A 12,844-nucleotide genomic window follows, 5' to 3' on the forward strand; every position below is an offset into this window, starting at 1 on the left:
CTGGCTCTCCCTCGCGCTCGGTCAGCAATCTACCGGCCTTCGGGCGACCCCGCACGGTTCAGCGCCGAGCGACCACGAGTGGCACACCGGTCGTGGGGTGGGGGAACACATCCACCGCCTGACCGTAGACGTGCTCGATCCGCTCGGCGGTGAGCACCTCCGTGGCTGTACCCGTCGCGGCGACCCGCCCGCCCGAGAGCAGCGTGACACGGTCGGCGTGCGCGAGGGCGGCGTTGAGGTCGTGCAGCACGATGGCCACCGCGATCCCCGCATCGGCACGTCCTCGGATCAGACGCATGACGTCTTCGTGATGCTTGAGGTCGAGGGCCGCGGTCGGCTCGTCGAGCAGCAGGACGTCGGTGCTCTGGGCGATCACGCGGGCCAGGGCGACCCTGGCGCGCTCGCCGCCGGACAGCGAGGGCACCGCCCGGGCTTTCAGGGCGGCCACCTCGGTCTGGCGCATCGCCCAGGCAACCTGCGCGTCGTCGTCCTCGGCTGCAGGGGTGCGCGCCCACGGCCTCCGACCCATGCGGACGACCTGCTCCGCGTCGAAGGGGAACGTCACCGTGTTCTCCTGCAGCAGCACCGCGCGCTGCTGGGCGAGCGTGCGCGGTGTGATCCGGTCGATCGATCGTCCGTCGAGCTCGACGCTTCCCGCGTGTGCGGTGACATCGCCGGCGAGCACTCCGAACAGGGTGGACTTGCCCGCGCCGTTCGGGCCGACCAGGGCGTGGATCTCTCCCGCGTGGATCTGGATGGAGGCGTCGTCGAGGATCGTCCGTCCTTCGCCGACGCGCACCGTGAGCCCCGATCCGCGCAGCCGCACGCTCATGCCCATCCTCCCGAGCGACGGCGCGTGCGCACGAGCAGCCACAGGAAGAAGGGGCCGCCGACGAGCGAGGTGATCATGCCGATGGGCAGATCCGCGAGCGGCACGGCGGTGCGAGCGACCAGGTCGGCGACGGCGATGAGCAGTGCGCCACCGAGTGCCGAGGCGATCACGAGCGGCAGGTGGGCAGGGCCGATCATCATGCGCATCAGGTGCGGGACGACGAGGCCGGCGAATCCGATGATCCCGGCGAACGCGACAGCAGCGCAGACCAGGAGTGCGACCGTGACGATCACGACGATCCGCAGCAGTTCCACATTGACGCCGAGGTGTCGGGCGGTGCGCTCGCCGAGTGCGAAGAGGTCGAGGCTGGGCGCGACGATCAGGGCGACGACGACGCCGATCAACACCAGGGGTGCGACGAGCTGGATGTTCGACCACAGTGCGCCGTTGAGGGAACCGAGCTGCCAGAACACGATCTGCTCGCGCGTCGACGTGGTGCCGAGAAAGGTGAAGAAGGCCATACCGGCCCCGGCGATCGCATTGATCGCGATGCCCGTCAGCAACAGGGTCACGACTTCGGTGCGCCCGCCGGACCGACTGATGAAGTACACCGAGAACACGGCGACCAGGCCGCCGAGGAAGGCGAACGCGGGCGTGGTCCACATCCCGAATGTCGCCAGGCCGAACGTGATGCTCGCTGCCGCGCCGAGAGCAGCGCCCGAGGAGACCCCGACCACGCCGGCATCCGCGAGCGGGTTCCCGAAGATCGCCTGCATGAGCACGCCCGAGACGGCGAGGGCGGCACCGACGAGGAGCCCGAGCACGATGCGCGGCATCCTCAGGTTGAAGATCACGCCGTAGTCGGTGGAGGTCGCCGGAGCCCAGGGGGTATCGATGCCGGCGCCATGCAGCAGCACGCCGATCAGCGAAGTGGGGGAGAGGTCGTACTGCCCGCTCGTGATCGACACGATGCAGGTGATGGCCAGCGCGACGACCAGACCGACCGTCACCAGCGCGAAGCGCAGCCCCCGGTGTCTCGACGGAGTCGGTGTGACGACCTCCCCGGTCACTTCGCGGACTCGGGAGCGTAGAGGGCGCGGGCCAGGGCGCCGATCACACCGGCGGTGCGTGGACCGAAGCTGAGGATCTCGCTGTCGGCCATGTCGATCACTCGACGGTTCGCCCCGGCCGGGGTCTGCGCCACGGCAGGGATCCGCTCGATCAGCCCGTCGATACCGCCGACGGATTCGAGTCCGTCGGTCATCATCACGAGAACGTCGGGCTGGGCGGCGACCAGTGCCTCGGCGGTCATCGGCTTCATGCCCTCCCAGCCGATCTCGGCCGCCACGTCGATCCCGCCGACCGCGTCGATCAGCGAGTCGGCTCCGGAGTCCTCGCCGAAGATGTAGTACACGTTGGCGCTGCCGCGCACGTAGAGGAAGAGCATCCGCGCTCTGTCCGACCCTGCGGCGGGGACCACCTCGGCGACCTCGTCGAGGGTCTCGTCGAGCGAGGCATAGAGCCGGGCGATCAGGGCCTCGCCTCGACCGGGCACTCCGAGGGCGGTGGCGATCTCAGTCACCAGATCGTCGGTGGTGTCGATTCTGCGGTCGCTCGAGATCACGACCACGGCGATCCCCGCGTCACGCAGCTGTTGGCGCACCTCCTTCGGGCCGATCGTCGTGTCGGTGAGGACGACGGTGGGTGCCAGCTCGAGGATCGCCTCCGCGTTGAGCGTGTGGCCGGCCTTCGTGACGACCGGAAGGTCTTCGGTGCCGGCGAACACGGTGGAGGCGTCGCGCCCGACGACCTGTTCGCCGAGACCGAGTGCGAACACGGTCGATGCGATCGTGCCGGAGATGTCGATCGGGAGGATGCGGTCGATGTCGGTGATCTCGACCTCGCGGCCCTCGTTGTCGGTCACTGCCACGGGGAGCTTCGGGGCGCTGTCGTCGTCGACGGGCTCGATCGCGTGGGTCGGGAGGCAGGCGGTCGAGGGGCCTTCGTGCGTGCGCACGTCGTCGATGAGGTCAAGGGAGGCGAGCGGGACGGAAGCCTGCGGGCAGTCGTCCTCGGCGACCGTGGCCGGTGCTGCCGTGGCTTCCGGATCCGCGCATGCCGCGAGCCCGACGGCGAGAGCGGCGACGAGGAGAAGGGCGGAGACGCGACGCATTAGGCAAGGCTATCCTAAAACTTGACGCCGGATGATCCGCGCCTCTACGCTCAGAGATGTCGGCTTACTTAGCTAAGCCTAACCAAAACCCTACCCCGCCCGATTGCATTGCGGCACCGCCGGCGCGCGTGCTCTTCTGCGCGCCCGGAGCCGTGGAGAACCGTGAACGCCACAGCCACAGCATCCCCAGGGAGCGGACGCATACGCGTGCTGCTCGCCGCCTTCATCTCCTTCCTGCTCATCGCCGCCGGCGCGGTGATCGTCCCGCCCGCGCATGCCGCCGGTGCAACGGTCACGACCACAGTCGCCTCCGCCACGACCGCAGGCGTGAGCGTGCAGGTGCAGGCGACCGGTCTGCCCGAGGTCGAGGGTGCGTACGCGGCCCTCATCGTCAGAGGCACGGAGTCCGGGCTCACCGGTGGTGGCGGCTATGCCGCCTTCATGATGCCGACGGTCGCCGCGGGCGCGAGCACGTTCACGCTCGAGGCGCCGGCCGGCTCGCTGGACCGCGCGAAGACGTACGAGGTGCTCGTGTGGCAGAAGCACTCGAACCCGGACGAGACCACGATCTACGGTCGCGGTGACGTCATCATCTCGGACGGGCAATGGAATGCCGTGTTCGGCACCGCTCCCGCTGATCCGGGGACCGATCCTGGAACGGACCCCGGTACCGATCCTGGGACGAACCCAGGCACCGATCCTGGTACGGACCCCGGCACTGACCCCGGTACGGACCCTGGTACTGACCCTGGCACCGACCCCGGTACGGACCCCGGCGAGTCGCCGAAGTCCGCGGCACTCGAGGTGTTCCTGGCCGATGGCGCGACCCCGGCCGCGGGTGTGGTGCTCAGGGCAGGCGACAAGGTCGTCGTGAAGGGCTCTGGCTACGACCCGACGGCGAACCTCGGGACCGAGGGCCGCGGTGTTCCCATCCCGAAGCACCTCCCGCAGGGCACCTACGTCGTGTTCGGCAACTTCGCCTCGACGTGGCAGCCTTCGACGGGCGCGGCATCGTCGAACCGTTCGGTAGGCGCGCAGGCCTGGGCTCTGGCGGAGGGCGTGCTGAATCAGGTTCCCGCGCAGTACCAGAGCGCGATCCGCGCGCAGTGGGTCGACATCGCGGCAGACGGCACGTTCCAGGCCACTCTGACGCTGAAGGATGCCCCGGCCTCTCCCGGCACCTACGGCGTCTACACGTACGCCGCCGGCGGCGTGGTCAATGCCGATCAGGAGCGCAGCGTCGTCCTGAACTACGGCAACACCCCGGTCGTGACCTCGACCGTCAAGGCCGCGAGCACGACGGGCGGACTCACCGTCACGGCCTCCGCCTCCAAGCTCGACGCGGTCACCGGGGCGTACGTCGCGCTGATCGAGAAGGGCACGGAGGCGAACGTCACCGCCGGCAGCGGGTTCCTCGCGATGCAGTACGTGCGCTCGATCTCCGGCGGCGTCTTCACGGTGGACCTGACCGCCGCTGCCGACACGCTCGACCGCGCGAAGTCCTACGAGATCATCGTGTGGAAGCAGCATTCGATGCCGGAGGCGGGCACGATCTATGCGCGGAGCACCGTCACGGTGACCGACGCACAGTGGGACACGCTCTTCCCAGCAGGCCCGTCCGTGGCCACGACGGTCAAGACGGCGACGGCGAAGGACGGTCTGACCGTTACCGCGTCCGCCACGAATCTCGGCGAGATCCCCGGCGCCTATGTCGCACTGATCGAGGCCGGAACCGAGGGTGCCGTGAGCGCCGACGGCGGGTTCCTCGCGATGCAGTACGTGCCGAAGGTCACGTTCGGCGCCTTCGCGGTCGACCTCAACACCGCGGCGAAGAACCTCGACCGCACGAAGACGTACGAGGTCATCGTGTGGAAGCAGCATTCGATGCCCGATGCGAGCACGATCTACGCCCGCTCGACGGTGACCATCACGCCTGCGCACTGGGACGCGCTGCTCGATGTGAAGATTCCCGAGGTGCCGGAGACACCGGTCACGCCGACCAATCCGCCCGCGAACGTCCCCGGCGGTTCGCTCCGCTGGGCGATCTCCTCGTCGTTCACCGAATACATCACGAGCAACATCGCGAAGGGTTCCATCTCGGTCTCCGACGGTGCGACCCGTTCGGGAGGACAGTTCCAGTTCGGCCAGACCGTCGGGGGCGACTTCGATGTCAACACCGGGCTCGGCAGCGTCGTGTACCGCGGTTCGGTGCGCTTCATCGGTCATCAGGGTGTGCTCGATGTGACCGTGTCGAACCCGCTGATCCGCGTCACCTCGGCGAACGCGGCGACGCTGTACGTCACGAGCGGTGGCGCACAGGTCCCGTTCGCGACGCTCGACCTCTCGAGCGCGGCGCGCATCGCGGCAAACGGTGCAGTCACCTATACGGCGGCCCCCGCGGCGCTCACCGCCGAGGGGCGCGACCGCGTGCTGTCGGGCTACGGCACCACGCTGAATCCGGTGACGTTCACGATCGGCTCCGTCGCGGCGGCACCGGCCGGGTCGAGCGGCACAGTGGCTGCGGCGGTGGTGAAGCCGAAGACCACTCTCCCGGCGACCCCGCCGGCGACCCAGGGCATCGAGGCCGACGAGGCCAACCTCGCAGCACTCGCGTCCGGACAGCCGGCGACGGTGTCCGCATCCGGTTTCCAGGCGAACGAGCAGGGCATCAAGGTCGTCGTGTACTCGACTCCGGTGCTGCTCGAGACGGTGACCGCTGACGCGAACGGCGTCGCCACCTGGTCGGGTGCCCTTCCGGCGAGCCTCGAGGACGGCGAGCACACGCTCACGTTCCAGGGGTCGGTGAACCGCGGCCTCGCCTTCATGCTCAACAGGGCGACCACCGCGATCGGCGTGTGCACGGTGGAGGGTGCGATCCTCAAGTGGGGTTACAAGGAGTCGTTCCGCACCTACATCGAGGGCATCGCGAAGGGCGGCTGGACGCTGACCGACGTGGCCTACCAGTACCCCGACTACGTGTGGGAGAACGGCACGGGATCGTTCGACGACAAGACCGTCGCGGGCCTGGTCACCTACGGCGGCAGCATCACCTTCACGGGTCACGACGGGGCGCTGAACACGACGCTCGCGAACGCGGCGGTCGAGCTCGTGGGAGACAAGGGCTACCTCGTCTTCGACGTGACCGGCACTACGCAGGGCGGCGAGAGCATCGACCAGAAGGGCGTCCGCCTCGCGGAGTTCGCCCTCGGTGATGCCGCGGTCGTCGACGGCGTGCTGACGCTCGATGCGATCCCGACCACATTGACCGAGGCCGGAGCGTCCGCGTTCGGCACCTACGCCGCAGGCGAGGGGCTCGACCCGGTCACGGCCGTCATCCCGGTCGGCACGAACTGCGGCGTCGCCGAGGAGAAGCCCGAGGCCGACTCCGAGGTGACCGCCGTGGTGACCACCGCGAGCGAGCCAGCGGATGCCGAGGGTGCCCCGGTGTGGCCGTGGATCGTCGGCGGCCTCGTGGTCGTGGCGCTCGCTGCCACCGGCGGTGTGCTGATCGTCCGCCGCAAGCGCGCGGCGGAGGCCGTCGAGACGACCACCGAGGTCTGATCGCGGCGCGACATGCAACGGCCCTCCCCGCAGCGGACGCAGGGAGGGCCGTTCTCCCGTCACTTCGATGCGGTCAGACGATCAGGCGGTGGCCGTTCCAACCGTTTCCCACCTTGAGGGGCGCGCCGAATCCGGATCCGCCCAGCCCCGGGTAGAGCCAGAGGTCTCCGGCGGCATCGCGGGCGAGGACATCGGCGTAGCCATCGGTGCCCATATCCGCTCCTCCGGTGATCGCGGTCATACCGCTCCACCCGTTGCCGACCTGGCTCGGAGCGTTCAGAGTGGCCCCGTTTCCGGGGTACAGGCGGAGGGCGCCACTCGTATCGCGGGCGAGGATATCGCCCTTCCCGTCCGTGCCGAAGTCGCCGGCAAGGATCATGTCCACGGCACCCCACCCGTTGCCGATCTGGACGGCCGCGTTGAAGCCACCGGCGCCGTTGCCCGCGTACAAGTACAAGTTCTCATCGCTGCCGATGGCGACGAGATCGGCTGCGCCGTCGCTGTTGAAGTCGGCTCCTCCGGTGACGAGGCGGAAGGTACCCCACCCGTGTCCGACCTGCGACGCCTGAAATGTGTTGTTCCCCCCACCCCGGTAGAACCACAGGGTGCCGTCATCTCGCACAGCCACGATGTCACCATGTCCGTCGCCGTTGTAGTCACCGTGGATGAGAATGCGAGTGGTGTCCCACCCGGGTCCTAGGGTGACAGGGTTCCAGCCGCCGTTCCCATTACCGTTGTATGCGGTCATCTGTCCGGTAGTGGAGACAGCGAGCACGTCGGCTTTCCCGTCGCCGTTGTAGTCCGCGTTCAATCCGCTCGTGCCGATCGGTCCGGTTCCGAGGTACTGCAACGCAGTCACGGTGCCTTGGTAGCACGAGTAGTACTGGTTCGTGATGTTCGACCCGTTGCGGTAGATCTCGAAATGCATGTGTGCGCCCGTACTGTTACCAGTGCTGCCGACGGTTCCGATCCGCTGCCCCTGCGCGACCGTCGCACCGTTGGAGACGGTGAGTGAGCCATTGACCATGTGCGCATATCGAGTGGAGTAGCCGTTGGCATGAGAGATGACGATCTGGGTGCCATATCCGGTTGTGGCGTTTGAGTTGATCGCCGTCGTCACCTTTCCGGCTGCCGAGGCGTATACGGGCGTCCCACCGTTGCCGTTGATGTCGACTCCCTCGTGCGTCGGACGAGTGCCCCCAGGGCAACCGTCGACGATGTCGGCGACGTGGCCGCTGACGGGTTGCACAAATCCGGAAGCGGCGGACGCGGGTGATACAGGCACGAGCGTGCCGATCGCGATCGCGAGAGCTGTCCCCGCCGCGGCCAAGAGCCGACGAGATGCGGGCGGATTCGATGTGCGCGGTGTGCGCTTCAGGAGACTCATGGCCACAACGTAGCGAGGAGATCGGGCTCCTCGCTGTCCTCTCTTCGGCCTACAGACCGACGACTGCTCCTCCCTTTAAGCTGAGACGGACCGTGCCCCTCGACGGCGTCGGGACACCGGCACACAGCATCCGCCGGCGGTGGGACAATGGAGGTATGACGCCCACCGACTCCCACCAGACCGTCGAAGCGACCGTGCGCCGCGTGCCGCGGTACGGCGTGCTCATGGGTATCGGCGTCGTGGTCGGTGTGATCGCGGCTGCCATCCTCACCTGGACCGGCAGTTTCGACGAGTCGCAGGCTCTCGACATCGTCTACCCGCCCGGCCAGGTGTTCGGTTTCCTGCTGCTGTGGACGGTTCCGATCGGGATCGCCCTGGGTGGCGTCGTCGGACTGATCCTGGAGCGTCTCGCCCGTCGCCACGACCGGGTCGTGCGGGTCGACCGCGAGACCGTCGTCGACGAGGACTGACCGCTACGCCAACTCGGCGATCACCGGACGGATCGCGGCGTCGAAGGCCACGACATCGCGACGCAGACCATCGGTCACGGCGACCGTGAGAGCTCCGATCCACCAGATGCCGCGCTGCGAGAACGGCAGCACCTGCACGTTCAGCTCGAACGAGTGGGCTCGACGACCGACCTCGCGCTCGAACTCCGCGATCGCACTCGCATACGCACGGTAGGCATCGCCGCCGGTGTGGCTCTTCATGGACGCCACGTATCTGTCGTGAGCGGCGCGCGCGTAGAGCAGAGCCGACGTCGCGTGCGGTGCGATCGCCGCCATCAACTCCTCTGCGCCGCGGGCGGGCAGCGCGACGAGCGTGTCGAATCCGTCGACGAGTTCGAGGGGCACGTCCGAGGGGTGGGCGCGCGGCTCCACCGTCATGTCCCAGTAATGGCGCCATTGCGCTTCGAGATCGGGTGAGGCGTCAGCGGCGTCGGGGGCGCGGACGGCGAGCTCGCGCAGGCTCGGAAGGTCTTCCGGAACCCGGATCCCGAGCTGTTGCCGCAGTGCGAGCGCGACGAGCACCGGAACGCTCGCGTCTTCGCGGATGAGCCACTGCGGCTTGTCTGACATGGCCCCATCGTAGGCGGACGGTCCACGGCGGCGGCTCTCCGGGATCACATGTCGTCGGGTGAGAACTCGGGTGGACGCTTGGCGAGGAATGCCCGGATGCCCTCGTCACTGTCCTGATGCGTGAAGGCGATTCCGTACAACCGCGTCTCCTCCGCAAAGGCCGTGCTCCTGTCTTCCTGCACAGCGGCTCGCAGCGCCTGACGGGCCATCGCGGTGGCGGCGCGCGAGCGGCGTGGCCCCGACGAGAGAGCCGCGACCGCCTCGCGAAGGACGCTGTCCCTCGGCGCGAGACGGGTCGCGAGGCCGTGCGCCTGCGCCCCGACACCATTCAAGGCCCGACCGGTGAGCACCATCTCCGCCGCCAGTCCTGGCCCCACCCGCTCGACGAGTCGCCGAACTCCCCCGAAGCCGGGAAGGAGGCCGAGAGTCGGCTCCGGCAGAGCGAAGTGAGAATCCGGTGTCGCGTAGATCGTGTCGCAGGCGAGCGCCAACTCCAGGCCGCCCCCCACCGCGGGGCCGTCGACGCACGCGATCGTGGGCCACGGCGAATCCTCGATCTGCGACAGGAGCGACTTCGCCGCCAGGGCGATCCGTCGTCCTGCTGCGGCCGGGTCGTCGGACACCCGCGCGAGGTGCAACTCGCCGATGTCGGCTCCGGCGCAGAACGCGGATCCGGCTCCGCTGATCACGATGCCGGACAGCGTCAGGTGCTCGAGGGCGCGGACGGCACGACCGAGCTCGGTGAGCATGAGGGCGGACAGCGCGTTCCGCCGCTCCGGTCGCTGCAGCCGAATGTGGGCGACGGGGCCCTTCGTGATGACCTCGATCGTCTCGTAGCTGTGCTCCATGTTCTCCCGATCGCCGTTCATGAGTCCCAGATCGCTCCGAAGGCGGGGATCCCCTGCTGTTCGAGTCCTTCGACGATGGACCAGGTGGTGGTGCTGTTCGAGATGCAGATCACTGCTTCGGCTCCTGTCGTGGCGACGGCGTGGCGGGCGAGGGCGAGGAGGTCGGGCTTGCCGTCGGAGGCGGTGTCCCAGACGAGGGCATCGGGGACGGCCCTGCGGATCTCGGCGACCAGCTCGATCCCGTAGGTGTTCCGCGGAGCGCGTGCAGACCAGACCAGGTGTGCCGGCGCCGTGCCGGCGAGCAGATGCGGCAGGCACGGGCCGATGCCGCTGCCGGTGGCCACCCAGACCACCTTCCGGAACAGCTTGTCGATGTTGCCGACGCCGGCGGTCGGGATGCCCTTGACCCACACGTGTCGTGGCTTGTCGTCGATGAACCGGCTCGTCCAATCGCCGGCGCGCGAGATCGTCAGCCGGAAACCCGGTTCGCCGGGCGTCGGCACGTTCGCGAAGGAGTGCCATTCGAGCAGCGGATTGCGACTGATCGACGTGGAGGACCCGGCGAACGGGGTGACGCCGTAGTCGAACCGGGCGATCGCGACGTGGCTCGACGGTGTCGAGACGTCGACCGGGACCCTCCGCAGCCGCATCCAGGGGAGCGCGACGCTCACCGTCGTGGCGAGGAGGAGCCAGAGCCCAGCGGAGGAGAGCACGTGCAGGAGCGAGGCCCGCGCGTCGACGAGCGTCGCGACCGTCTGCACCCAGACGAGGACCAGCAGCAGCCAACCGCCCAACCGGTGCGTGACCTCGAAGGCGTCGTGCCATCGCGCACGCAGGGGCGGCAGGGCGGTGACGAGCATCGCGATGAGGACCGACGAGCCCAGGACCGCGGTGATCGCGAACAGAGGCGAGGGCCCGTCGGAGATCGCGAGCACGCAGAACGCGACGTACCAGGCGGTCGCGCTCACGGCGGCGCCGACGTGCACCCCGCCGAAGCTGTAGATCTTGCCGAGACCCCACCTCACGCGAAGCGGGGCCGTGGAGCGGATGCTCGTCGCCAGCCGGAACAGGGCGTTGATCACATACTGCTGACGGACGATCGCCGCCACGAAGACGTTGACACCGGCGACGACGAATGCCTGCTCCGCGGTCGGAGACGGATTCGCAGCCCACGCGACGAGATTCAGCAGGACGGTCGCCAGCGCGAGACGGTTGTACGGCCTGAGACGGCGGGACCGCCGCAGCTGGGACCACCGGCCCGGGACCGGCGGTGTGTCGAACGTCGCTGCGGAGAGTGAGACGCCGGTCATGCCACTCGCCTCGGTCGTGCGCCCGTATCGATCATGCGCAGCACCGCCGCGCGGTCGGCCTTGCCCCGTGCCGTCAGGGGGATCCGATCGACGGTGATGATGTCGGACGGCACGCAGTAGTACGGAAGCAGCGCGGCGACGGCGGCCCGTGCGGCCTCGGGGTCTGCGCTCGCCGGGGTGATCACGGCTCCGAGGCGTCGCGCGTCGAGTTGCACGGTGACCGCCGTGGTGCAGGACAGGCTCGTCTCCAGCGCCCGCGACACCGAATCGAGTTCGACGCGGAATCCGCGTACCTTCACCTGGTCGTCCGTGCGGCTCAGGTGCTCGAGTTCGCCGCGAGACGTCCAGCGGCCGACATCGCGGGTGCGGAACATCCGCCCGCCGTCGGCAGAGAAGGGATCGGGGAGATAGCGCTGCGCCGTCAATTCCGGATCACCGATGTACCCGAGGGTGACGCCGGCGCCGCCGACCCACATCTCGCCGATCTCCCCCGCGGGAACCGGTTGCTGTTCGTCGTCGAGCACATAGACCGTCGTGCCGGGAACGGGGGTCCCGATCGACAGTGCTCGGCCGGGAACATGCTCCACGAGGGTGTTGATGATCGTGATCTCCGTCGGCCCGCACGAGTTCAGGAAGCGATGCTCCGCCGCCCACTCGTCGGCCAGCGCCTGTGGGCAGCGCTCGCCGGCGACGACGACGGTGCGCGCGTGGCAGCGTGCGGACGAGAGGGTGCTCACGATGCTGGGCGTCGCGATGAGCACATCGACCTGCTCGGCGGTCTCGGCGATGTCGGAGCCGCGGATCACCAGAGTTCCACCGTTGACCAGCGTTCCGAGGATCTCCCACATGGCCATGTCGAACGCGATGTTGAGCACCTGGCCGACCGTCGTCCCTCGGCCGATGCCCAGATCACCCGGGGTATTGCGGAACAGGTTCACGAGGTTGCCGTCCGTGACCTGGACTCCGTTGGGCGATCCCGTGGTGCCTGAGGTGTAGATCACGGCGCAGACGTCCGACGCGCGCCGGTCCACGGATGCGCGCGTCATGACCGCTCCTGCGTCGTCGAGCTGCGTGTCGTCGATCAGGGCGGTGTCGATCACCATCGCGTCGACGGCGTCCGGCATGGCGTTGAGGAAATCCTCGGTCGTGAGTGCGACGCGCATGCGCGATGAGGCCGCCACTCGACCGAGCAGCATCCGTGGGGAGATCCGTGCATCCTGGGGGGCATACGCCGCGCCGGTCTTCAGCACGGCCAGGATGCCGATGACCATCGGGATCGAACGCTGCACGAACACGCCCACCACGTCACCGCGTCCGACGCCACGCGAACGCAGTCGCGCGGACAGTGTCTCGGCGGCTCGATCGAGCTCGGCGTAGGTCATCGCGGCGGACAGGTGCCGCACCGCCGTCTCGTCGGGCTGCCGATCGACGCGCGCTTCGAAAAGAGCGGTGACGGTCGAGTCCGGTATCTCGTGCGCGGCCGAACGCGCGGGTGAGGCCGCCGAGGCAGCACGGGCGATCGAATCGGTCATCGAGTGTCCTTTCCCTCCGCCCCGCATGCGGATCCCGTGGCCGGAAGGACGACGACGGATCGGGGCGTGAGCGCCAACGCTATGAAGCGCCTCAGCGGGGTGGGGGAGTTCTTTCAGAACGG

General features: G+C 68.6%; 10 protein-coding genes. 2 read left to right on the plus strand and 8 right to left on the minus strand.

Annotated features, from left to right (window positions below):
- Nucleotides 1-58: 58 nt before the first annotated feature.
- The 3 genes from RN51_RS02990 to RN51_RS03000 are packed head-to-tail and all read right to left on the minus strand — an operon-like array spanning nucleotide 59 to nucleotide 3,005.
- Nucleotides 59-832 carry a heme ABC transporter ATP-binding protein gene (locus RN51_RS02990; RefSeq protein ID WP_052674552.1) on the minus strand — a complete coding sequence of 258 codons (774 nt, stop codon included), beginning with the start codon at nucleotides 830-832 and terminating at the stop codon, nucleotides 59-61.
- Complete coding sequence (locus tag RN51_RS02995) at nucleotides 829-1,902, minus strand: FecCD family ABC transporter permease (RefSeq protein WP_045262566.1); 1,074 nt, start codon at nucleotides 1,900-1,902, stop codon at nucleotides 829-831. The genes RN51_RS02990 and RN51_RS02995 overlap by 4 nt, the downstream gene beginning before the upstream one ends.
- Nucleotides 1,899-3,005, minus strand: coding sequence for a heme/hemin ABC transporter substrate-binding protein (locus RN51_RS03000; RefSeq protein ID WP_045262567.1), 1,107 nt, complete (start codon nucleotides 3,003-3,005; stop codon nucleotides 1,899-1,901). Before RN51_RS03000 ends, RN51_RS02995 begins: the two co-directional genes overlap by 4 nt.
- A gap of 162 nt (nucleotides 3,006-3,167) precedes the next feature.
- On the opposite strand from RN51_RS03000, the gene RN51_RS17910 reads away from it, so the two are divergent.
- A complete protein-coding gene (locus tag RN51_RS17910) occupies nucleotides 3,168-6,566 on the plus strand; it encodes an HtaA domain-containing protein (RefSeq protein WP_156149067.1) in 3,399 nt (1,132 codons plus the stop codon).
- Between the two features lie 73 nt (nucleotides 6,567-6,639).
- Here RN51_RS17910 and RN51_RS18785 read toward each other — a convergent pair whose 3' ends face one another.
- Nucleotides 6,640-7,953, minus strand: a complete 1,314-nt coding sequence (locus RN51_RS18785) for a VCBS repeat domain-containing M23 family metallopeptidase (protein ID WP_052674554.1) — start codon at nucleotides 7,951-7,953, stop codon at nucleotides 6,640-6,642.
- A gap of 155 nt (nucleotides 7,954-8,108) precedes the next feature.
- Here RN51_RS18785 and RN51_RS03020 point away from each other — a divergent pair, with 155 nt between their 5' ends.
- Entirely contained in the window at nucleotides 8,109-8,423 is a 315-nt protein-coding gene (locus RN51_RS03020) for a hypothetical protein (protein WP_045262568.1), read from the plus strand.
- 3 nt (nucleotides 8,424-8,426) lie between these two features.
- On the opposite strand, the gene RN51_RS03025 is transcribed toward RN51_RS03020, so the two are convergent.
- The 4 genes from RN51_RS03025 to RN51_RS03040 are packed head-to-tail and all read right to left on the minus strand — an operon-like array spanning nucleotide 8,427 to nucleotide 12,722.
- Nucleotides 8,427-9,032, minus strand: a complete 606-nt coding sequence (locus RN51_RS03025) for a hypothetical protein (protein WP_045262569.1) — start codon at nucleotides 9,030-9,032, stop codon at nucleotides 8,427-8,429.
- Nucleotides 9,033-9,076: 44 nt separating this feature from the next.
- Nucleotides 9,077-9,901, minus strand: coding sequence for an enoyl-CoA hydratase/isomerase family protein (locus RN51_RS03030; protein ID WP_052674555.1), 825 nt, complete (start codon nucleotides 9,899-9,901; stop codon nucleotides 9,077-9,079).
- Nucleotides 9,898-11,190 carry a membrane protein gene (locus tag RN51_RS03035; RefSeq protein WP_045262570.1) on the minus strand — a complete coding sequence of 431 codons (1,293 nt, stop codon included), beginning with the start codon at nucleotides 11,188-11,190 and terminating at the stop codon, nucleotides 9,898-9,900. The genes RN51_RS03030 and RN51_RS03035 overlap by 4 nt, the downstream gene beginning before the upstream one ends.
- Nucleotides 11,187-12,722, minus strand: coding sequence for an amino acid adenylation domain-containing protein (locus RN51_RS03040; protein WP_052674556.1), 1,536 nt, complete (start codon nucleotides 12,720-12,722; stop codon nucleotides 11,187-11,189). The genes RN51_RS03035 and RN51_RS03040 overlap by 4 nt, the downstream gene beginning before the upstream one ends.
- Between the last annotated feature and the right edge of the window lie 122 nt (nucleotides 12,723-12,844).

The organism is Microbacterium oxydans (assembly GCF_000956405.1).
Classification (GTDB): Bacteria; Actinomycetota; Actinomycetes; order Actinomycetales; family Microbacteriaceae; genus Microbacterium; species Microbacterium oxydans_C.